At 63.2% G+C, this 20,937-nt stretch carries 17 protein-coding genes and 1 pseudogene; 11 read left to right on the forward strand and 7 right to left on the reverse strand.

Translation table 11 applies throughout. From position 1 onward, the window contains the following. Positions 1-107: 107 nt before the first annotated feature. Together C1X29_RS23255 and C1X29_RS23260 are read right to left on the reverse strand one after the other, a co-directional pair. Positions 108-842, reverse strand: coding sequence for a helix-turn-helix transcriptional regulator (locus C1X29_RS23255; RefSeq protein WP_007958496.1), 735 nt, complete (start codon positions 840-842; stop codon positions 108-110). 305 nt (positions 843-1,147) lie between these two features. Continuing rightward, positions 1,148-2,077 (reverse strand): LysR family transcriptional regulator, encoded by a 930-nt coding sequence (locus C1X29_RS23260; protein ID WP_102718469.1) that lies wholly within the window; start codon positions 2,075-2,077, stop codon positions 1,148-1,150. Positions 2,078-2,194: 117 nt separating this feature from the next. On the opposite strand from C1X29_RS23260, the gene C1X29_RS23265 reads away from it, so the two are divergent. From C1X29_RS23265 to C1X29_RS29480, 3 genes are all read left to right on the forward strand, one after another. Then, positions 2,195-2,488: a putative quinol monooxygenase gene (locus C1X29_RS23265; protein ID WP_102718470.1), complete on the forward strand. Its 294-nt coding sequence runs from the start codon at positions 2,195-2,197 to the stop codon at positions 2,486-2,488. A 31-nt stretch (positions 2,489-2,519) separates the two neighbouring features. Then, positions 2,520-3,533 carry a zinc-binding alcohol dehydrogenase family protein gene (locus C1X29_RS23270; protein WP_102718471.1) on the forward strand — a complete coding sequence of 338 codons (1,014 nt, stop codon included), beginning with the start codon at positions 2,520-2,522 and terminating at the stop codon, positions 3,531-3,533. 167 nt (positions 3,534-3,700) lie between these two features. Further along, positions 3,701-3,874, forward strand: coding sequence for a hypothetical protein (locus C1X29_RS29480; protein WP_011332306.1), 174 nt, complete (start codon positions 3,701-3,703; stop codon positions 3,872-3,874). A 10-nt stretch (positions 3,875-3,884) separates the two neighbouring features. On the opposite strand, the gene C1X29_RS23275 is transcribed toward C1X29_RS29480, so the two are convergent. Further along, positions 3,885-5,087, reverse strand: a complete 1,203-nt coding sequence (locus tag C1X29_RS23275) for a multidrug effflux MFS transporter (protein ID WP_102718472.1) — start codon at positions 5,085-5,087, stop codon at positions 3,885-3,887. Between the two features lie 116 nt (positions 5,088-5,203). Continuing rightward, positions 5,204-5,401 (reverse strand): heavy-metal-associated domain-containing protein, encoded by a 198-nt coding sequence (locus C1X29_RS23280; RefSeq protein ID WP_007958490.1) that lies wholly within the window; start codon positions 5,399-5,401, stop codon positions 5,204-5,206. 148 nt (positions 5,402-5,549) lie between these two features. Here C1X29_RS23280 and C1X29_RS23285 point away from each other — a divergent pair, with 148 nt between their 5' ends. From C1X29_RS23285 to cueR, 3 genes are all read left to right on the forward strand, one after another. Then, a complete protein-coding gene (locus tag C1X29_RS23285) occupies positions 5,550-5,933 on the forward strand; it encodes a hypothetical protein (protein WP_085609268.1) in 384 nt (127 codons plus the stop codon). Positions 5,934-6,070: 137 nt separating this feature from the next. Further along, positions 6,071-8,464 (forward strand): heavy metal translocating P-type ATPase, encoded by a 2,394-nt coding sequence (locus C1X29_RS23290; protein ID WP_102718473.1) that lies wholly within the window; start codon positions 6,071-6,073, stop codon positions 8,462-8,464. After that, positions 8,461-8,874, forward strand: coding sequence for a Cu(I)-responsive transcriptional regulator (gene cueR / locus C1X29_RS23295; RefSeq protein ID WP_102718474.1), 414 nt, complete (start codon positions 8,461-8,463; stop codon positions 8,872-8,874). Before C1X29_RS23290 ends, cueR begins: the two co-directional genes overlap by 4 nt. Here cueR and C1X29_RS23300 read toward each other — a convergent pair. Continuing rightward, positions 8,828-10,037, reverse strand: a pseudogene (locus C1X29_RS23300) (MFS transporter). The gene cueR and the pseudogene C1X29_RS23300 overlap by 47 nt on opposite strands. Before the next feature lie 56 nt (positions 10,038-10,093). Further along, positions 10,094-10,990 (reverse strand): PA4780 family RIO1-like protein kinase, encoded by an 897-nt coding sequence (locus C1X29_RS23305; RefSeq protein ID WP_011332300.1) that lies wholly within the window; start codon positions 10,988-10,990, stop codon positions 10,094-10,096. A 442-nt stretch (positions 10,991-11,432) separates the two neighbouring features. Here C1X29_RS23305 and C1X29_RS23310 point away from each other — a divergent pair, with 442 nt between their 5' ends. Beyond that, complete coding sequence (locus tag C1X29_RS23310; protein WP_102688510.1) at positions 11,433-13,379, forward strand: methyl-accepting chemotaxis protein; 1,947 nt, start codon at positions 11,433-11,435, stop codon at positions 13,377-13,379. A 216-nt stretch (positions 13,380-13,595) separates the two neighbouring features. Here C1X29_RS23310 and C1X29_RS23320 read toward each other — a convergent pair whose 3' ends face one another. Next, complete coding sequence (locus C1X29_RS23320) at positions 13,596-14,873, reverse strand: acetyl-CoA C-acetyltransferase (protein WP_064379268.1); 1,278 nt, start codon at positions 14,871-14,873, stop codon at positions 13,596-13,598. A gap of 177 nt (positions 14,874-15,050) precedes the next feature. Between C1X29_RS23320 and C1X29_RS23325 the strand changes: the two genes are divergently transcribed. The 4 genes from C1X29_RS23325 to C1X29_RS23340 all read left to right on the forward strand — a co-directional run bounded on the left by C1X29_RS23325 (position 15,051) and on the right by C1X29_RS23340 (position 20,926). Further along, the gene (locus C1X29_RS23325) at positions 15,051-16,403 is read left to right on the forward strand and encodes a 3-oxoacyl-ACP reductase (protein WP_102688512.1); all 1,353 of its coding nucleotides are present in this window, start codon (positions 15,051-15,053) and stop codon (positions 16,401-16,403) included. A gap of 2 nt (positions 16,404-16,405) precedes the next feature. Further along, on the forward strand, positions 16,406-17,260 hold the full coding sequence (locus tag C1X29_RS23330) for a MaoC family dehydratase (protein ID WP_102688513.1): 855 nt from the start codon (positions 16,406-16,408) through the stop codon (positions 17,258-17,260). Between the two features lie 318 nt (positions 17,261-17,578). Continuing rightward, complete coding sequence (locus C1X29_RS23335; protein WP_102688525.1) at positions 17,579-19,120, forward strand: collagen-like triple helix repeat-containing protein; 1,542 nt, start codon at positions 17,579-17,581, stop codon at positions 19,118-19,120. Positions 19,121-19,255: 135 nt separating this feature from the next. Beyond that, entirely contained in the window at positions 19,256-20,926 is a 1,671-nt protein-coding gene (locus C1X29_RS23340) for a ShlB/FhaC/HecB family hemolysin secretion/activation protein (protein ID WP_102718476.1), read from the forward strand. The last annotated feature ends 11 nt before the right edge of the window (positions 20,927-20,937 follow it).

Below are 20,937 nucleotides of genomic sequence, written 5' to 3' on the forward strand. Positions count from 1 at the left end.
AAGTCCCCGGATCGAGTGTGCGCGATAGCGGTTGCGCGCCTGTGCCAGATGCGACGTGTTCGCAGCCGTTGACGACGTTCAGTAGCAAGCCAGTGGAAGAAAGCGCTCTACAACGCCATTTCCAGCTCGGTTTCACAGGCGAAACGATGAATTTCCCGCTGGCCCGCCGCCGTCAGTTGCAGGGCTCTGGAATCGTTGGGCAGCACCAGCCAGCCCGACTGCATGAACAGCTGCAGCAACGCCGCGCCCAGCGAGCCCCCCATGTGCGGGCGACGCTCGCTCCAGTCCGGACAGGCGCACGCCACCTGAGCGTTGCGGTGGGCCAGCGCCTGGATGTACACCCCGCGCCCGGCCAGTTGTGTCGAGCCTTTGTGCGTGACCACCACTCTATGTTCAAGCTGCTCGATCCAGCCGGCGTCGAGCAGGCGCTGGTACAGGTCGGCGGCCAGCGTTCCACCCAGATGGTCGTCGCAAAACCGCGCGCGCAGCAGTGACGAAGGCGCGGCCTGGGGTCTGACGACCGGCGAGGCACGCTTGAATACGTCGGGGATTTCTCGTGGAGCGCTGGCCAACGTGGCGCTGGCCAGCGCTTCGATGGCCGCGCCGATTTCGGGAGCCGCCAGGCGGAAGAAGCGTTTGCGACCGCGCGCCTCGACCTTCAACAGACCGCCAGCGGACAAGCGCCCCAGATGCGCACTGGCCGATGACGGCGATAGCCCCGCCAGCAACGCCAGCTCCTCGGTCTGCCGCGCCGAGCCATCCATGAGCGCCCACATCATTGCGCTGCGTTTGGGATCGGCCAGCAACGTGGCGATCTGGCTGATGCAAGGTGCATGTTCCATCTATTCACTCCCTGTTGAATCGTATCGTCTACAGCTCATAGACATCTTGACCAGTAATCAGTCGTCGGCCAAGGCGCGCAAAATACCTTGAGCCCAAGCGAGGCAGCGCGCCGCAGCAAGGAAACCGCAGCACTGTCGCGACCCTCGTCCCTACCCGGCCGGTTGCGCTCTGATCGTTCTCGCATCGGCCTTTTGGTGCGGGCATCAGGCGGTCGCTAGTATAAGCGGGTTGCTCGCGGCGTCCTGCGCCGGAGCGGCCGTGGTTGGTGATTGTTCCTGAGAGAAATTTCGCTATTTACCTGCGACTAATGGTCAGACTTCTGGAAAACGGGAAAACGGCTACTCAATTCGGCGCAACGGCTGGCGAGCATCTCCCTCAGAAGGTTCACCGGCTTACTCAATTGTGCGCGATGGGCGCACAGCAGATTCAGCGGAGCGCGTTCGCAGAGCAGCTCCGGCAACAGCACTTTCAGCCGTCCCGCCAGCACATCACCGGCCACATCGAGCCACGATTTGTAAGCGATGCCGGCTCCCGCCACAGCCCAAAGGCGCACCACATCGGCGTCGTCACTGAAGCGGTCGCCACTGACGGTCAGGCCGACCTCGCGCTTGCCGTCGTGGAAACTCCAATGGTCGTGCACCCGGCCTCCGAGCATATAAAGCAGGCAGTTGTGCTGTGCGAGCTGTTCCAGATGCAGCGGTTCGCCGTGCCGGGCCAGGTAGGCCGGTGATGCACACAGCACCCGTCGGTTGTGCGGGGCAATCGGCAACGCCACCAGACTGGAATCCTCCGGCTCGCCGTAGCGCAAGGCGATGTCCACCGGCTGGCGAAACAGGTCGGCGATGCGGTCACCCAGCAGCAGGCGCACCGTCAGTTTCGGGTTTTCGCGCTGAAAATCATCGAGCCACGGCAACAGCAAGTTGCGTCCGAAATCCGAGGGCGCCGACAGCTGCAGAATTCCGCTGACCTGATCCTGCCCGCTGGCCAGCAGGCGGCGACCCTCATCAAGGTTGCTCAGCGCCGCCCGGGCGTATTCGAGAAACCCTTCACCTTCAGCCGTCAGCCGCAAACTGCGAGTGGAGCGTGCCAACAGCCGTGCGCCCAGTTGTTGCTCGATCCGCTTGAGCGCGGCACTGGCCACGGCGGCGGACATGTCCATTACCCGCGCCGCCGCCGACAGGCTGCCCAGATCCGCCGCCCGGACAAACAACTGCAAGTCATCGAAACGCAGCATCGTCAGCCCCGATTATCAAAAAAATATTGAAAGAGACTGCTCTTTTAGCCGGTTTTATCTCCGGCAGAAATAGCCAATCATGCCATCCATCGAATTCATCCCGTCCCGGAGTCGAACATGTCCCAGCCTTTCACCGCCATCGCCACCCTGATTGCCCGACCTGGCCAGCAGGACGCCCTCGAACAGCACCTGCGTGCCCTGATCGAACCGACCCGCGCCGAAGCCGGTTGCGGTCAATACGAACTGCACCAGGATCTGGCCAACCCGCTGGCCTTCTACATGATCGAGCAGTGGGCCAGCGACGAAGCCCTGCAAGTCCATGATGCCAGCGCCCATATCCAGCATTTCCGCAGCCAGGCCGAGGCGTTCCTCGAACACTTCGAACTCAAGCGCCTGCGCGTCATCGCCTGAAACCTTCCTTTATTCACTTTCGGAGTTCGCCATGAAAGCCATCGCCTATTACGCCTCGCTCCCGATCAGCGACGAAAAATCCCTGCAAGACATCGAACTGCCAGAGCCGGTAGCCGGCCCGCGCGACTTGCTGGTGGAAGTCAAAGCGATTTCGGTCAACCCGGTGGACACCAAGGTTCGCCACAACGTCGCGCCGGAAGGCGGCGCCGCCAAGGTGCTGGGCTGGGACGTGGCCGGTGTGGTCAAGTCGGTCGGCAGTGAAGTGACCTTGTTCAAGGCCGGCGACAAGGTGTTCTACGCCGGCTCCATCGCCCGGGCCGGTGGCAACAGCGAACTGCACGTGGTGGATGAGCGGATCGTCGGCCATATGCCAAAAACCCTCGGTTTCGCCGAAGCCGCTGCTCTGCCGCTGACCGCGATTACCGCTTGGGAATTGCTGTTCGAACGCCTGCAGATTCGCGAAGGCAATACCGATGAAGGCCAGAGCCTGCTGATCGTCGGTGCGGCGGGCGGCGTCGGTTCGATCCTCACCCAACTCGCCAGCCAGTTGACCGGGCTCAAAGTGATCGGCACCGCCTCCCGCCCGGAGACCCGCAACTGGGTGACCGAGCTGGGTGCTGACCTGGTGATTGATCACAGCCAGCCGTTGAGCGAAGAACTGAAACGCGCCGATGTCACCCACGTGACCCACGTTGCCAGCCTGACCCAGACCGACCAGCACCTGGACCAACTGGTCGAAGCCCTGGCGCCACAAGGCAAACTGGCACTGATCGACGATCCGAAAGCGCTGGACGTGACCAAGCTAAAACGCAAGAGCCTGTCGCTGCACTGGGAGTTCATGTACACCCGCTCGCTGTTCGAAACGCCGGACATGATCGAGCAGCACAAACTGCTCAACCGGGTGGCCGGGCTGATCGACAGCGGGACGTTGAAAACCACGGTCGGCGAGCACTTCGGCACGATCAACGCGAGCAACCTGCGCCGCGCCCATGAACTGCTGGAAAGTGGCAAGGCCAAGGGGAAAATTGTTTTAGAAGGTTTCTAAAACTCGCAAGACCGCAGCCTTCTCCAGCCTCCGATGTGGCTGGCTCGGGGGCTGCGGTGTTTTTTTGCCGTCAGTCAGATGCTTGACCCTTGTCACAATTGCGATCGTATTCAGGACTACAATCGAGTCCTCTGCGATGCAGATCTTTTACGTACGGGAGGTCAGCAATGAAGATCCTGATAAAAGAAGTGGCAAAGTCCCAGTGGCAAGTTCGTCTCGACCAACACGCCGTGACCTTCCGCAGTGAGGCCGAAGCTCGAGCCTTCACCCGCACCCTCGAAGCGCGTATCTGCGCGCCCCATCAGATTCCCGACCTCGGCCAGCAACGCGCTGTCGGCTGAGTTCTTCCGTTCAGACTTCGGTCTGTGCCTTTGCCAGCGCCCGGGCATTCTGCATGCGCCGGGTGAGCGTCGCTGCGCACACCACCAGCAAACCACACAAGCTGATGACGATGGCCATCGGCACGGCGGTGCCATCGTGCAGGATCCCCACCAGCGCCGAAGCCCCGGCGGCGACGCTGAACTGCATGCTGCCGAGCAACGCTGAAGCACTGCCGGCGCGACCGCCCTGCCCGTTCATCGCACACGCCGCCGCATTGGGGCTGATGCAGCCCAGGCTGGCCACGCAGATGAACAATGGAATCAGCAATGGCCAAAGCGCCTCGGTGTGCAAGGCGCTGACCGCGAGCAGCGTCAGCCCGGCGCACAGGTAAACCCAGACCGCCCGCGACAACAGGAACGCCGGACCACGCTTGGCCAGCAGTCGCGCATTGACCTGCGCCACCAGAATGAACCCGGCCGCATTGGTGCCGAACAGCCAGCCGAAATGTTCGGCCGGTACGCCATACAACTTGATGAAAATGAACGGCGAGCCGGCGATGTAGGCAAACATCCCGGCGATGGCGATGCCGCCGGTCAGGGCATGGCCCATGTAGACCGGGTCCGCCAGTAGCCGACCGTACTGACGCAGCGCGCCGGACAACGGCTGACGCGGAACATGCGCCGGCAGGCTTTCCGGCAGGCCGAGGGCCACCGCCAGCCCGGCGAGGGCACTGAATACCGTCAGCACCAGGAAGATCGACTGCCATCCCGACGTATTCACCAGCAGTCCGCCGAGCATCGGCGCCAGGATCGGTGCCAGCCCCATCACCAGCATCAACTGCGAGAAGACTTTCGCCGACCCCACCGCGTCGCACTTGTCGCTGACCACCGCCCGGGCAATCACCATCCCCGCACAACCGCCCAGCGCCTGCAGCAGCCGTGCCGCGATGAGCCACTCCAGATTCGGCGCATAGGCGCAGGCCACTGACGCCAGCGTGAACAGCGTGAGACCGATCAGCAACGGAATCCGCCGGCCGAAGCGATCCGCCAACGGCCCGTAAGCCAGTTGACCGATGGACAGGCCGAAGAAGTAAGCCGACAGCGTCAGCTGGACGTGTTTCTCGTCGGTGCCGAACGCCAGCGCCATGGTGGGAAACGCGGGTAGATAGAAGTCGATCGCCAACGGACCGAAAGCGGTCAGGGCACCGAGAATCAGAAGGGTACGGAAGTTCATCAGGCGTCCACGTTCGGCAGGCTTTGGGAGGGCACTTTAGTAGAGAGTGCAGCCCGACAGTCTAGCCGCGCGAGGACGCCTTGAACATTCCGGTAGCTCGCTAACTATTAAAAAGATCAGGCGAGTTTGATGGCGTAGCCTTCTTCGCTGATCGCCTCGATCACCTGCTCGGCACTCAGCGCACTTTCGACGCCGACTTCCTTCGCCGCCAGATCGACCCGCACGCTGGCGGCCGGATCCTTGCTCTGCACTGCTTGGGTGACGGCTTTGACACAGTGACCGCAGGACATGCCTTCAACAGTGAACACTTGCATGGAATGACTCCTTTGAGTGAGGTTGCCGGCAGTTTCGGGCTTGCCACGATGGCAAGGTCAAGTTCTGCAAAAAACTGCCGGGCTGGCAATCGTCGCCGCGCTCGGCCAAGCTGCATGCATCAATGACATGAATTCAGGAGATTCAGCCATGCGCTGGTCAGCTTTCAGCCTGTTTGGCTTTCTCAGCCTCTTTGCCGCGATCCCTTCGGTGCATGCCGCCGGGGAAGATTACGGGGTGCTGATCATTTCCCGCGAGCGCCTGGAAGTGGCGACCTCGTGCGAAATCGGCGTGTACATCCAGGATCAACTGTCGGCGCGCCTGTTCCAGGAGCAAAGCACGTCGTTCAACCTGCCGCCGGGCAATGTCTCGCTGCGCCTTAAACTGCTGCCGGGACAAATGCCGGGCTGCAACCCGGGCATGCTCGCGCCGGGCTCGCAGGAGATCAGACTGCATGCCGGCGACATCCTGAAATTCCGCATCGCGATGAACCAGGAAGGCATGTACCTCAAGCCGACCGGCCTCGGTTACTAAGGCCTGCCGCTCGTTCCCACGCTCTGCGTGGGAACGATCAGGCGAACAAGCGAGCAGCCGGTAGCGGAAACTGGCGCTTGACCTTGCCAGCATGGCAAGGTTGATCCTGTAGGCATCTTCTACAGGGAGTACGACCGATGTCCGATTCCATCACGTTCGATCTGCCCATCAGCGGCATGACCTGCGCCAGTTGCGCCGGTCGTGTCGAGCGGGCGTTGAGCAAAGTCAGCGGCGCCAGCGCCGTCAGCGTCAACCTCGCCACCGAACAGGCCCGGGTGCAGGCCCCCGGCGACAGCCTGCCGGCGCTGATGGAGGCGGTCGAACGCGCCGGTTACAGCGTGCCGCAGCAAACCGTGGAATTGAACATCGACGGCATGACCTGCGCGTCCTGCGTCGGTCGTGTCGAACGTGCCCTGAATAAAGTGCCGGGGGTGAAAAGCGTCAGCGTCAACCTCGCCAATGAACGCGCCCACCTCGAATTGCTCGGCGCGGTCGATCCGCAAACCCTGATCGCCGCCGTGAGCAAGGCCGGCTATTCGGCCAGTCTCTTCGAACTCGAACATCCACAATCCGACAATCGCCAGCAACGCCTGAACCATGAACGCTGGGCGCTGATCTGCGCCATCGCCCTCGCCTTGCCGCTGGTGCTGCCGATGCTGCTGCAACCGTTCGGCATTCACTGGATGCTGCCGGCCTGGGCGCAGTTCGCCCTCGCGACCCCGGTGCAATTCATCTTCGGCGCGCGGTTTTATGTGGCCGCCTGGAAAGCCGTGCGCGCCGGCGCCGGCAACATGGACTTGCTGGTCGCGCTGGGCACCAGCGCCGGTTATGGCCTGAGTCTCTATGAATGGGCGACTGCTGACGGACGCATGCCGCACCTGTATTTCGAGGCCTCGGCGGTGGTCATCGCGCTGGTGCTGCTCGGCAAATACCTGGAAAGCCGCGCCAAACGCCAGACCGCCAGCGCCATTCGCGCACTGGAAGCGTTGCGCCCGGAGCGGGCGATTCAAGTCATCGATGGCCGCGAACAGGACGTCGCCATCAGCGCCCTGCGCCTCGGCGATCGGGTACTGGTCAAACCCGGCGAACGCTTCCCGGTGGACGGCGAAGTGCTGGAAGGTCAGAGCCACGCCGATGAAGCGCTGATCAGCGGCGAAAGCCTGCCGGTACCCAAACAACCGGGCGACAAGGTTACCGGCGGGGCAATCAATGGCGAAGGTCGCTTGCTGGTGAGCACCACGGCGCTCGGCGCGGAAAGCGTGCTGGCGCGGATCATCCGCCTGGTGGAGGACGCCCAGGCCGCGAAAGCACCGATCCAGAAACTGGTGGATAAAGTCAGTCAGGTGTTCGTGCCGACCGTGTTGCTGCTGGCCCTGGCCACGCTGATCGGCTGGTGGCTGTACGGCGCGCCGCTGGAAACCGCGTTGATCAATGCCGTCGCAGTGCTGGTGATCGCCTGCCCCTGCGCCCTCGGCCTGGCGACACCGACCGCGATCATGGCTGGCACCGGCGTGGCCGCGCGGCACGGGATTCTGATCAAGGATGCCGAAGCACTGGAACGTGCCCATGAAGTCAGCGCCGTGGTGTTCGACAAGACCGGCACCCTGACCTCCGGCACGCCGCGCATTGCGCATTTCAGTGCGATCGACGGTGACGAAAACGCCCTGCTGACAGCGGCCGGCGCGCTGCAACGCGGCAGCGAGCATCCGCTGGCCAAAGCGGTGCTGGATGCCTGTGCCGAACGTAGCCTGAACGTACCGGATGTCAGCGACAGCCAGTCCCTGACCGGGCGCGGCATCGCCGGCAGCCTCGACGGCCGGCGCCTGGCGCTGGGCAACCGGCGCTTGCTGGAAGAAAGCGGTCTGAACGCCGGAAACCTGAGCGAATCTGCCAAGGCCTGGGAAACCGAGGGTCGCACGCTGTCGTGGCTGATCGAGCAAAGTCCGACGCCCCGCGTACTCGGCCTGTTCGCCTTCGGCGACACCCTCAAGCCCGGCGCGCTGCACGCGGTGCAACAACTGGCCGCCCAGCACATCCACAGCCACCTGCTGACCGGCGACAACCGCGGCAGCGCCCGGGTGGTCGCCGATGCGCTGGGCATCGAAAACGTCCACGCCGAAGTGCTGCCGGCGGAGAAAGCCGCCACTGTCGCCGAGCTGAAGAAAACCGGGGTCGTGGCCATGGTCGGCGACGGCATCAACGACGCACCGGCGCTGGCCGCCGCAGACATCGGCATCGCCATGGGCGGCGGCACCGACGTGGCCATGCACGCCGCCGGCATCACCCTGATGCGCGGCGATCCTCGGCTGGTGCCGGCGGCGCTGGAGATCAGCCGCAAGACCTACGCGAAGATCCGCCAGAACCTGTTCTGGGCCTTCGTCTATAACCTGATCGGCATTCCGCTGGCGGCGTTCGGCTTCCTCAATCCGGTGCTGGCCGGCGCGGCGATGGCCCTGTCGAGCGTCAGCGTGGTGAGCAATGCGCTACTGTTGAAAACTTGGAAACCCGAGGATCTGGAGGACAACCGATGAACATCGGCCAAGCGGCCCGCCACAGTGGCCTGAGCGCGAAGATGATCCGTTACTACGAGTCGATCGGTCTGCTCAAGGCTGCCCATCGCACCGACAGCGGCTATCGCGTCTACGGTGACGATGACCTGCACACGCTGGCATTCATCAAGCGTTCGCGGGACCTGGGCTTTTCGCTGGAGGAAGTCGGCAAGCTGCTGACGCTCTGGCAGGATCGCCAGCGCGCCAGCGCCGATGTGAAGGCCCTGGCCCGCCAGCACATCGACGAGCTGAATCAGAAGATCCGCGAACTCGGCGAACTGCGCGACACCCTGCAGGATCTGGTCGAGCACTGCCACGGCGACCATCGCCCGGACTGCCCGATCCTCAAGGAACTGGCGTCGGGCTGCTGCGCGCAACCCGCGCGCGTCTGAGCAACAGGATTTTCATCGACAGCACTGTGGCGAGGGGAATGCCGTGGAACAACAGCACCACGGCACCCGGCGCCCACCACGCATAGAACGGTGCAGCGATCAGCATGCCGACGCCGAATCCGGTCATCTGCAACAGCGTCAGGAAGCTGAAGATCGGCAGGCGCAGGGGCTCCGGTTCCCGTTGCAGCCGTGACATCAGGCCGACTTCCGAGAAACCGTCACCCAGTCCGGCCGGCAGCGAAAACAGCAACAGACCGACGACGCTGTGCTGCTGGAACATCAGGATGAAGCCGCAGGACATCAGCAACACGCCGCCGAAATAGCGGCGCTCCAGATGGATGTTTTCCGAGCCGTTGAGGCGACTGGCGATCCGCGCGCCAAGCAGCTTGCCGGCGGCCCACACCGCGAGCATCAGGCCCAGCGTGGTGCTCGCCGAGTCCGGTGTCAGCAGTCTGGAAATGATCGGGAAGCCGACGTTGTGCGCAGCGCTCCCCAAGGTGTCGGCCATCGTGACAGCGAGCATCGCCGCCACCACGGGAGCGCTGCGCAGGCCTTGCAGCAAAGCCGACCATTCACCCTGTTTAGCGCTGGATTCGACCACCGGCTCCGGTGCGCTGAACCGCAGCGGCGCAATCAACACTGCCGCCAACAGATAGGTCACCGCGTTCAGCGCGAACACCGTTTCAAAACCAAACCCCGCGACCAGCAGCCCGGACACCAGACTGCCGCCGACCATCGCCATGGACGAGGCGGACGTGATCCAGGCATTGGTCTTGAGCAACTGCGCCGGCTCGATCAAGCGCGGCAACTGGCTGTTGAGGCCGATGGCGAACATCGAATTACCAAAGCCCAGACCGAACGCGATCAGCGGCAGCCTGCTGACTGACCGGCACGATGAGCAACAGCCCAAGCACAGCGGCGCGCAGCAGGTCGAAGGCAATCAACGGCACGCGACCGCTGCATCGACGATAAAACGCGGTGCCGATCAGGCTGGCGAAAATCCCGCCGCCCACGCGACTGGCCAGGAAGATCCCGACGCTCATCGCGCTGTTACTCAGCAGATAGACATAAGTGGCCAGCGCAACCATGTTGAGGAAAGCGCCGAAATCGGAAATCAACCGGGCCGTGATGATCAGCCGGGCATTGCGGGAAGTGGTGGTCACAATCAATCCTTGAATGTGTAAAACCCGGCCGAAGCCGGGTTTTCTTTTTCAGATGCTCACTGCATCCACGGTGGCGGAGGCGGTTCGTCGGACTTGCCCTTGGGCTCGTCGTCCGCCGCGCGGATGGCTTGCTTGCGCTCCTCATCCAGACGCGCCGCTTCGATCTCGCGCAGCACCCCGCCGACATCGGCCAGGTCCTCGGGATCGTCGAACTCGCCGGTCAGCACGCTGGCCGGGTGCAACGTACCCGCTTCGTACAACGCCCACATTTCCTTGGCGTATTTGGTCTTCTTCAACTCCGGGGCAAAGCGACCGAAGTACGAAGCCATGTTGCCGACGTCACGCTCGAGCATGCTGAACGCGTGGTTGTTGCCGGCGGCGTCCACCGCTTGCGGCAGGTCGATGATGACCGGCCCTGTCGGCGTCAGCAGCACGTTGAACTCCGAGAGGTCACCGTGCACCAGACCGGTACACAACATCAGCACGATCTGCGAAATCAGGAACGCGTGATACTCGCGGGCCTGATCCGGCTCCAGCACCACATCGTTCAGACGCGGCGCGGCATCGCCGTATTCATCGGCCACCAGCTCCATCAGCAGCACGCCTTCGAGGAAGTCGTACGGCTTGGGCACACGCACACCGGCGTTGGCCAGGCGGAACAGCGCCGCGACCTCGGCGTTCTGCCAGGCGTCTTCGGCTTCCTTGCGCCCGAACTTGGAACCCTTGGCCATCGCCCGGGCCTGTCGGCTGTTGCGAACCTTGCGGCCTTCCTGATACTCGGCCGCCTGGCGGAAACTGCGTTTGTTCGCCTCCTTGTAGACCTTTGCGCAACGTAACTGATTGCCGCAGCGCACCACATAAACAGCTGCTTCTTTGCCACTCATGAGTGGACGCAGCACTTCGTCGACCAGACCGTCCTCGATCAGGGGTTCAATGCGTTTTGGAGTCTTCATCAGCTTTTATTGTGGGTCCTTTATTACCAAACACGCGAATGTCATTCGTTATACGGCAATCCTCGCATCACGGGGAGGGGTTGCCGACCTGTGAACCTGTGGATGCACACACTGTGCCGGATAAACCGGGCCGATCCGCCTCTTTATCGACCGCTGCGAATCATAGCCGAGGCTGTCGAGGTTGTTGGCGACAGGACTTGAGGGCATTTGCGACAGAATCTGACATCCCGCTGCACGCAGCTCGTAAGAATTTTCTCTTCCGGCCTCAATTTCCCCCTCCGGCAGCCGAATTCCTCAGAGACAGAGGAATTTGTCCGACAATCGTTCCAAAAAAAACTTCGATGTCGCACTCAAGGAAACGGGTGGAAAACAACGTTTTTCGGCTGCCAATAACCGCGAGTCATCTGCACTGCGTGGGCCTACAAGAAAATCTGGAGCGCGGATGAACATCAAACAGAAGTTGACCTGGGCGTTTGCAATCATCGCCTGCTTGCCCGTGGTGCTGGTCGCCACGCTGGTGGTACTGAACCTGCGCAGCGATGCACGGGACGATTTTGTCGACAGCAGCGGGCGCGAGATCCGTCAGGTCAGCAACGCCATGCAGCTTTTCTTTGACGGCATCAGCCAGAACGTCGACTACCTGGCGACGCAACCGCTGATCAAGAACACCGACGACAGCCTCAAGACCTACATGAGCGCCAACGCCGAAAGCATTCCGCAGGGCGAGATGGACAAGAAGGTCTTCGCCTTTTTGCAGGATCTGGGCAACAGTCACCCGGCCTACGCCTACGCAATCGTCGGCACCGCTGCCGGCGGCTACGTTTCCTGGCCCGACGATCCCAAGCTGAGCAACTACGACCCGCGTCAGCGCCCGTGGTACAAGGCCGCGCAGGCCAAGCCCGGCAAGCCGTTTCGCACCGCCGCCTATTACTGGGCGCAGGACGATGCGACCTATGTCAGCACCGTGCGCACCATCGACAACAAGCTCGGCAGCAACGGCGGCGTGGTCAGTATCGACGTGACGCTCAAGCAGCTCACCGAGATCGTCAAACAGATCAAACTCGGCGAAAGCGGTTACTTGATGCTGCTGGAGAACAGCGGCACGGTGCTGGTCGATCCCAAGCAGCCGGAGCACAACTTCAAGCCGCTCGACAGCCTCGGCGAGGGCTACGCGCAACTGGCCAAGGCCGGCAAAGGGCTGGTGGAAGTCGAGCTCAACGGCGAACGTTACATGGCCAACGTCTGGCCTTCGGAACAACTGGGCTGGACCTTCATCGGCCTGATCAAACAGAACGACGTGATGAGCTCGGCCACTAAACTCACCTGGCTGATCGCAATCATCGCTGCCGTGCTGGCGGTGATCTTCGCGGTGGTCGGCGCCAGTTTCGCCAGCCTGATCGTGCGGCCGATCCGCAGCGTGGCCAGCGGTCTGGAAGGCATCGCCCAGGGCGAAGGCGACCTGACCAAGAACCTCGACATCCGTGGCAGCGACGAAACTGCGCAACTGGCCAACTGGTTCAACCAGTTCCTCACCGCGATCCGCAGCCTGATCCAGCACATCGGCGGCGCGGCCGGGAAAATCCTCGCCACCTCGCAGAGTTCGACCCGGGTTTCCGGCGACATGGCCGAAGCCGCCGGGCGCCAGCGCGAAGCGGTGGACATGGTTTCGACCGCGTTCCACGAAATGGTCGCCACCGCCAACGAAGTCGCCCGCTCGTGCAGCCAGGCAGCGGAGTCGGCCGACAGCGGCCAGCGTCAGGCCCGCGAAGGTCAGCAACAGATCGATGCGGCGGTGCACAGCGTCGATCAACTGAGCCAGGAACTGGAGCAATCGGCGCAGTCGATGCAACAACTGGAACGCGACAGCAACGACATCCAGTCGATCCTCGGCACCATCCGTTCCATCGCCGAACAGACCAACCTGCTGGCGCTCAACGCGGCCATCGAAGCGGCGCGGGCCGGTGAGCAGGGGCGTGGTTTTGCGGTGGTGGCCGATGAGGTTCGCGCACTGGCCAAACGCACGGCTGACTCGACGGCGGAAATCGACGGGCTGCTGGGCAACCTCGCCAAACGCACCAGCGCGGTGACCCAGCAGATGCGTGCCAGTCTTGATGTGTCGCAGCAATCGGTAGCGCGGATTGGCGAGGCGCGGGAGAGCTTTGGGCAGATCCGTGAGTCGGTGGATGTGATTCGTGACATGAACACGCAGATTGCGACGGCGGCGGAAGAGCAGCATCAGGTGGCTGAGGACATCAATCGGCACATCAGCCAGATTCATGGTGATGCGCAGTTGGTGGCGGAGCTGGCGAATTCGGCGCGGCTGGATTCGCAGAGTCTGGCGGGGTTGTCGAATGAGCTGGATGGGTTGGTGCGGCGGTTCCGGACTTGAGATTGGGGGGAGCCCTGAAAAGCCCCCTCACCCTAGCCCTCTCCCGGAGGGAGAGGGGACTGATTGGGGGATGCTTCAAAGATGCATCGACTTGATCCTGCTTTACCGAATCCATAATCGACTCGTTTTTTTCAGGTCGATGTATAACGCCAGACACCTCGGTCGGCTCCCTCTCCCTCCGGGAGAGGGCTGGGGTGAGGGAAAGCTTTTGCTCTTCTAACGCTCGATAATGGCGGTGACACCTTGTCCGCCAGCTGCACAAATCGAAATCAACCCCCGCCCCTGCCCCGCCGCATCCAGCAACTTCGCCAGGTTCGCCACGATCCGCCCGCCCGTCGCGGCAAACGGATGCCCCGCCGCCAGCGAGCTGCCCTTGACGTTCAAGCGGCTGCGATCAATCGAGCCCAGCGGCGCGTCCAGCCCGAGCCGGGTCTTGCAGTACTCCGGATCTTCCCAGGCCTTCAACGTGCACAACACTTGCGCGGCAAATGCTTCGTGAATTTCGTAGTAGTCGAAGTCCTGCAAGGTCAGGCCATTGCGCGCCAGCAAGCGTGGCACCGCGTACACCGGAGCCATCAAAAGCCCTTCGGCGCCGTTGACGAAATCCACCGCCGCCGCTTCGCCGTCCCGCAGGTACGCAAGGATCGGCAGACCACGTTCCTTCGCCCACTCCTCACTGCCCAACAGCACCACCGAGGCGCCATCAGTCAGTGGTGTGGAGTTGCCGGCGGTCAGCGTGCCCTTGGCACTTTTTTCGAAGGCCGGTTTCAGGGTGGCGAGTTTTTCCAGGGTCAGGTCCGGGCGCAGGTTGTTGTCGCGGGTCAGGCCGAGGAACGGGGTCATCAGGTCGTTGTGCCAGCCTTCGCTGTAGGACGCCGCCAGTTTGTGGTGGCTTTCGAAGGCCAGTTGATCCTGTTCTTCGCGGGGGATGTTCCAGGTCTGCGCCATCAATTCACAGTGCTCGCCCATCGACAGGCCGGTGCGTGGTTCGCCGTTGCGCGGGAATTCGGGGATCAGGTGTTTCGGACGCAATTGCAGGAAGGTCTTGAGCTTGTCGCCGGTGGTCTTGGCGCGGTTGGCTTGCAGGAGGATCTTGCGCAGGCCTTCGCTGACGCTGATCGGCGCATCCGACGTGGTGTCGACGCCGCCGGCAATGCCGCAATCGATCTGGCCGAGGGCGATCTTGTTCGCCACCAGCAACGCCGCTTCCAGGCCGGTTCCGCAGGCCTGCTGAATGTCGTAGGCCGGCGTCGCCGGCGACAGGCGCGAGCCGAGCACGCATTCGCGAGTCAGATTCATATCCCGTGACAATTTCAGCACCGCCCCTGCGACCACTTCGCCGATGCGCTGGCCGTGCAGGTTGTAGCGTTCGATCAGGCCTTCGAGGGCGGCGGTGAGCATCACCTGATTGCTCGCGGTGGCATACGGCCCGTTGGAACGGGCGAACGGAATGCGGTTGCCACCAATGATCGCGACGCGGCGCAGCTGACTCATGAAATGCTCCTTGTGAAATATCCGGTCTGAAAATCGAGCGCTGAAAACCCGGTCGGGCCACAAAAGCGCCGAGGGCAAACTACTCTGCTGTTCTAGCGTAGGCCTTATTGCGTGGATCGAACGATTGATTGCCCTTCGCAGTCCACACTTTGAACCCCATCTTCTGGAGAGCGTTCCATGTCTGACCGCTATATCGACTTCGCCAACTCGTCCATCGGCCACCGTCTGGTCGGGGCCCTGGGCCTGCCGTCGCCGGTGCGGCTGGAACGCTGGCAGGCCGGGCGCCTGCGGCCGGTGGAAGGTGCGCTGCTGATCGGCGGCGGGCCGCTGGCCGAGCGGGTCAGCACCTTCGCCAATCGCCTGACCGACGCGATCTACCGCTACGGCGACCAGCCGGCGACCGCCACCCAATGGATTCCCGGCCACGGCCCGAAACTCAAGGCCGTGGTGTTCGACGCCAGCGATTTGCAGCACACCGACCAGCTCAAGCAACTGCGTGAATTTTTCCAGCCGTTGATGAAGAACCTCGACAGCAGCGCACATCTGGTGATCCTCGGCCGCGCCCCGGAAACCCTGCGCGAACCGTTTGCTGCCAGTGCACAGCGAGCGCTCGAAGGCTTCTCCCGTTCACTGGCCAAGGAGCTGCGCAGCGGCGGCACGCTGCAACTGATCTACGTCGGCGAAGGTGCCGAGGATCAACTGGAAGGACCGCTGCGGTTTTTCCTCTCGCCGAAAAGTGCGTTCGTCTCCGGGCAAGTGATTCGCCTGAACCCTTGCGCCACGCCTGTGACCGACTGGACGCGCCCACTGGCCGGGCGCAAGGCGCTGGTCACCGGCGCGGCGCGCGGTATCGGCGCATCGATTGCAGAAACCCTGGCCCGTGACGGTGCCGAGGTGATCCTGCTCGACGTGCCGCCCGCGAAAACCGATCTCGACGCCCTGGCCGCTCGCCTCGGCGGGCGCGCCATCACCCTCGACATCTGCGCCGAAGACGCCGCCACGCAACTGATCGAACAGCTGCCGGACGGCCTCGACATTCTGGTGCACAACGCCGGCATCACCCGCGACAAGACCCTGGCCAACATGACGCCCGAGTTCTGGGACGCGGTGCTCGCGGTCAATCTCAACGCACCGCAAGTGTTGACCAAGGCCCTGCTCGACAGCGGCACCTTGCGCGATAACGCCCGGGTGATTCTGCTCGCCTCGATCAGCGGCATCGCCGGCAATCGCGGGCAGACCAATTACGCGGCGAGCAAGGCCGGGCTGATAGGACTGGCCCAGGCCTGGGCGCCGACGCTGCTGGAACGCGGCATCAGCATCAACGCCGTGGCGCCGGGTTTCATCGAGACCCAGATGACCGCGCACATTCCGTTCGGCCTGCGTGAAGCCGGGCGCCGCATGAGTTCGTTGGGTCAGGGTGGCCTGCCGCAAGACGTCGCCGAAGCCGTGGCGTGGCTGGCCCAGCCGGGCACCGGCGCGTTCACCGGGCAAGCGCTGCGGGTGTGCGGCCAAAGCGTGCTGGGGGCCTGAACATGACCATCGAATGGCAAACCCTGCACCACGAGCCGAGCCTGCCGGGGCTGTATGCCCGGGCGGCGACCCGACGCAAAATCACCGGCACCACCCTGCCCGACAGCGGCTTGCGCTGCGCCGTCGAGGTGGATGGCAAACGTCTGGCGGCGTATCGCAAGGTCTGCGGTTTCGCCGATGACGGCCTGCTGCCGCCGACCTATCCGCATATCCTGGCGTTCGCCCTGCAGATGCAATTGCTGACGGCCAAGGAGTTTCCGTTCCCGCTGCTGGGGCTGATTCATCTGAGCAACCGCATCCGCGTATTGCGGCCAATGGGCGGGATCAGTCGCGCACAAGTCAGCGTCCGGGTGCATAACCTGCAACCGCATCCGAAGGGCGCGACCTTCGATCTGCTGACCACCCTCGACGATCAACTCGGCCCGTTGTGGGAAGCCGAAAGCCGGATGCTCTGTCGTGGCGTGAAGCTCGAAGGCGAAGCGGTCGAGCAGACCTGGGAGCCGACGCTGCCCCTCGCGCAAGTGGCGCAATGGAAGGCGCCGGCGGACATCGGCCGGCAGTACGCGAAAGTCTCCGGCGACTACAACCCGATCCACTTGAGTGCCGCCAGCGCCAAGCTGTTCGGTTTCCCAACCGCCATCGCTCATGGTCTGTGGAACAAGGCCCGGACGCTGGCGGCACTGGCGGATCATCTGCCCAAGGCCAACCTTGAGGTCACCGTGCACTTTCGCAAACCGGTGCGCCTGCCGAGCGAGGTGAGCCTGTTCGCCAGCGCGGCCGGTTCCAGCGGTGAGTTACGCCTGATCGGCGCCGGGGATCTGGAGCACATGGTGGGCAACTGGCAGCCGGTAGCCTGACATCGAGGCCGGGAAAACCTGATCAATTGTGTATATATCACTTAAGTTTTCCCGCGCCGCGAACAACTTCTTCGCCAACAGCCAGCCTTGATTTTCAAGGCTTTTTTTTGCGCGCCTATATCCTCGGTATTAGTCGTTAGGGGGCACTCGCCGCCCCCTGCATAAAGGCGTTAATACCAACTTGAGAATGGCGTGGATCCAGCCTTGCGACTGATATGAGCACAACGGACGAAGGCATTGCCGGCAACAGAACCGGCGAGCCGTCGAAGTCAACGAACGTTGTCACAGGTGCAAGGAACAACCCTCATGAAAACCCACATGAAAGCTCAGGCGTGGTGCAAGTCGGCAACAGCACTGGCCCTTATTCTCTCTCTCGGTCTGGCCGGTTGCAGCAGTGGCGGCGGCGGTCATCACAGCAGCTCCGACAGTTCTTCCCCCGACAGTTCGACTGCGGGTACTGGCGGCACCGGTGGTACGGGTGGTACCGGAGATACCGCAGGCACTGGCGGTACTGGTGGCACTGGTGGCACTGGAGGGACGACAGATCCGACCAATCCGACCAATCCAACTAATCCGACCAACCCGACGGATCCGACCAACCCAACCAATCCGAGCACTCCGACCCCTCTGGTTACCACCACACTGGTGCAGGACGTCGGGAATACCGTCAGCGGCGTCGGCGATGGTGTCGGCCAGGTCGGCGACTCCCTGAGCGGCGTGCCGATTGTCGGTGGCGTGGTGCAAAGTGCCGCCAAAACCGCCGGCAACGTGGTGACCACCCTGGGCGACGGCGTGGCCAACGGCATCGGCAAACTGGCGACCACCGACAATGGCCTGGGCGTCACCGCTTCGGCGGTCGGCGGCGTGGTGCAGGATGTGGGCAACGGCGTGTCCGACCTGAGCGGCAAACTGGCGACCGCCACGGGCAGCGTTCCGGTAGTCGGCGGCGTGGTCACCCGTGTAGCACCGGTGCTCAATGGCGTCGGTGAACGGGTCACCATGCTCGGCGACACGCTCAGCACCGCTACCACCACCGGCCCGCTCGGCTCGGTTACCAAAGAAGTGGGCAGCAAACTGGTGCCGGTGATTGCCATGGTCGAAAGCACCACGGACAAACTCGGCAGTGCCACGGGCCTGGGCGCTCCGGTGAACGGCCTGCTGCAGAAAGTCGGCAGCACCGTCGATGGAGTAGGCGACAAAGTCACCGACGCCGGCAATGGCAACGCCCTGACCAACACCGTCGGCGGAGCCCTGAGCAATGTCGGCACCGCTGTCGGCAAGGCCGGCGGGCTGGTGGACAACGGGACCGGTTCGGGAACGGGCGTCGGTGGCGGTCTGGGCAGCAATGGCCTGCTGCAAACCGTCGGCGGCGCCGTGGTCAACGTCGGCGCAGGCTTGAGCAGCGGCAATGGCAGTCTCGCCGCACCGGGTGGTGTGCTGGCTGCGGCGGGTAATACCGTGGCTTCACTCAACACCGTGCTCGGCGGCTCGGGATCGCCGATCACCAGCCCGACCACTCCCCTGGCAACCCTGGGCAACAACGTGGGCGCCGGACTTGCGCCGGTTACCACTGCGGTCACCAGCCTGACCCAGAATGTCGGTGCCGCCACCGGGCTCGGCTCTCCGGTCGCGGGTCTCACCAGTCAGGTCGGCGGTGCCGTCGGCAATCTGGGCAACACCATCGCCGGCACCAACAGCAACCCGGTCGTGGCGGCGGTCGGTAACACTGTCACCACGGTGGGCAACACGGTCACTGCGGTCGGCGGGCTGGTCAACGGTGGCACTGCCACCGGGACTGGCGGCGGACTGGGTGGAGTTCTCGGTGGCCTGACCGGCGCCCTGGGAGGCAACAATCGCTGATTTGCACCTGGCCGATTCGACGGCCTTACCTACAGCGCCTACGCTTGGTTGAGGGCGGAAGATTCCCACGAGTCTTCCGCTTTTTTCTTAGGAGAAACCCAGCCCCGTGCTGCGGGTTTGAACATGGAGTGTCCTATGCGCGTCATGGCATCCCTGCTGTTGCTCAGTCTCAGTTCCACCGCCCTCGCCGACACCCTGCCCAGCTTTCTCAACAGCAACGAAACCATTCGCAACCTGCCGGTGCCGAACCTGCCCGCCGACGCTTACCGGCCGAACGCCGCGCCGCTGCAAGTGCCGGAGCCCGGTGCCACGGCCACGCAGCCGTTGCTGATGGGCACGAAGATCAACCTCAGGACCGTGCAGATCGAAGGCGGCACGCTCTACCCGTTGAACGAACTGGCCGAAATCTACAAACCGCTGATCGGCCGCGAGAGCAGCCTCGCCGACCTGATCGAAGCCACCCGCACGATCACCCGTCGCTACCAGCAGGACGGTTATCTGCTGTCCTACGCCTTTCTGCCACAGCAGACCTTCGATGACGGCGTGGCGCGCGTCGTGCTGGTGGAAGGTTACGTGCGCGACGTGCAGATCGCCGGCGACGTCGGACGGGTCAAAGCCCTGCTCGACCGACTGGCCGCCAAGCTCCAGGCCGAACGCCCGCTGACGCGCAAGACGTTCGAGCGCTACACCACGCTGATGACCCGCATTCCCGGCGTGACGATCCAGGCCCAGGTGCCGCCGCCCGGCACCACCGACGGTGCAACGACGCTGGTGGCCCAGGCCAGTCGCAAGCCGTTCACCAGCACCCTGAGCACCACCGAAGACAACCGCAATGGCACCCAGGCGTTGCTCGGCGTCAGCAGCAATTCACAAACGTCGATGGGCGAACAGTTGAGCCTCAGCGGCCTTTTTCCACCGGGGGATGATCACGAGCATTACTACCGGCTGGACTACAACCAGTTCATCAACGACGAAGGTGCGCAGCTGAGTCTGTCGGCCTCACGCTACCGCGCCGATCCCGGCACCAACGTGCAGTTGAGCAACGGACTGGAACTCAAGCCGCACCGCGAAAACGACCGTTATTCGCTCGGTTTCACTCTGCCGCTGATTGCCGCCTCGGATGAACTGCTGACCGCCGGATCGCGCCTGTACGCGGTCAACGACAAGACCCGCTACAACGTGATCGGCTACCCGCTGAGCGTCGAAGAACGCACCGACATCCGCGCCCTCGCCTTCGAAAGCGACTGGCGCAAGGTCGATGCCCGACAACTGCGCATCCTCAGTGGCGGCGTGTATCAAGGGTTCGACAGCCTGGGTGCGCATACCAACAACAGCGCCATCGACCTCGACTTCTTTCGGGTACGACTTTCCGGGGTGCAGAGCGACAAGTTCCTCGACAACTGGCAAGGGGTGCTGTCGGCTGCGTTGTACTGGAGCCGTGACACCCTGCCGGACAGTGAGCGCGCTGTGTTCGGCGGGCAGAATTTCGGCCGCGGTTATCCCGACGATCAGGCGTCCGGCGACAAGGGTTGGGGCGTGGCTTACGAGATCAATTACAGCTTCAACCGCGACGGCAACTGGGTGCGCATCCTGCAACCGTACTTCGTGCTCGACCGCTCGCGAAGCTGGTTCAATGAGTTGCCGGTGCAGGCCAACAACCTGTCATCGGCGGCAGTCGGCCTGAGATTTGGCGATGCGAAGTACTACAACATCGCCCTGGAAGCGGCCAAGGCGATGTCGGATGAAGCGCTGGACACCTTCAATCGCCGGCCGCGCTACAGCATCAGTTTCAGCTATCAGCTGTAGCACGATCGACC

The sequence above is a fragment of the Pseudomonas sp. GW456-12-10-14-LB2 genome (genome assembly GCF_002884345.1).
In the GTDB taxonomy this organism is placed as follows: Bacteria; Pseudomonadota; Gammaproteobacteria; order Pseudomonadales; family Pseudomonadaceae; genus Aquipseudomonas; species Aquipseudomonas paraglycinae.

Bases quoted from the DNA above. Each gene is read 5' to 3' on its own strand.
- C1X29_RS23310 (WP_102688510.1), top strand. From the start codon at position 11,433: ATGAACATCAAACAGAAGTTGACCTGGGCGTTTGCAATCATCGCCTGC.
- C1X29_RS23305 (WP_011332300.1), bottom strand. From the start codon at position 10,990: ATGAAGACTCCAAAACGCATTGAACCCCTGATCGAGGACGGTCTGGTC.
- C1X29_RS23260 (WP_102718469.1), bottom strand. From the start codon at position 2,077: ATGCTGCGTTTCGATGACTTGCAGTTGTTTGTCCGGGCGGCGGATCTG.
- C1X29_RS23285 (WP_085609268.1), top strand. From the start codon at position 5,550: ATGCGCTGGTCAGCTTTCAGCCTGTTTGGCTTTCTCAGCCTCTTTGCC.
- C1X29_RS23290 (WP_102718473.1), top strand. From the start codon at position 6,071: ATGTCCGATTCCATCACGTTCGATCTGCCCATCAGCGGCATGACCTGC.
- C1X29_RS23330 (WP_102688513.1), top strand. From the start codon at position 16,406: ATGACCATCGAATGGCAAACCCTGCACCACGAGCCGAGCCTGCCGGGG.
- C1X29_RS23320 (WP_064379268.1), bottom strand. From the start codon at position 14,873: ATGAGTCAGCTGCGCCGCGTCGCGATCATTGGTGGCAACCGCATTCCG.
- C1X29_RS23265 (WP_102718470.1), top strand. From the start codon at position 2,195: ATGTCCCAGCCTTTCACCGCCATCGCCACCCTGATTGCCCGACCTGGC.
- C1X29_RS23340 (WP_102718476.1), top strand. From the start codon at position 19,256: ATGCGCGTCATGGCATCCCTGCTGTTGCTCAGTCTCAGTTCCACCGCC.
- C1X29_RS23280 (WP_007958490.1), bottom strand. From the start codon at position 5,401: ATGCAAGTGTTCACTGTTGAAGGCATGTCCTGCGGTCACTGTGTCAAA.
- cueR (WP_102718474.1), top strand. From the start codon at position 8,461: ATGAACATCGGCCAAGCGGCCCGCCACAGTGGCCTGAGCGCGAAGATG.
- C1X29_RS23335 (WP_102688525.1), top strand. From the start codon at position 17,579: ATGAAAGCTCAGGCGTGGTGCAAGTCGGCAACAGCACTGGCCCTTATT.
- C1X29_RS29480 (WP_011332306.1), top strand. From the start codon at position 3,701: ATGAAGATCCTGATAAAAGAAGTGGCAAAGTCCCAGTGGCAAGTTCGT.
- C1X29_RS23270 (WP_102718471.1), top strand. From the start codon at position 2,520: ATGAAAGCCATCGCCTATTACGCCTCGCTCCCGATCAGCGACGAAAAA.
- C1X29_RS23255 (WP_007958496.1), bottom strand. From the start codon at position 842: ATGGAACATGCACCTTGCATCAGCCAGATCGCCACGTTGCTGGCCGAT.
- C1X29_RS23325 (WP_102688512.1), top strand. From the start codon at position 15,051: ATGTCTGACCGCTATATCGACTTCGCCAACTCGTCCATCGGCCACCGT.
- C1X29_RS23275 (WP_102718472.1), bottom strand. From the start codon at position 5,087: ATGAACTTCCGTACCCTTCTGATTCTCGGTGCCCTGACCGCTTTCGGT.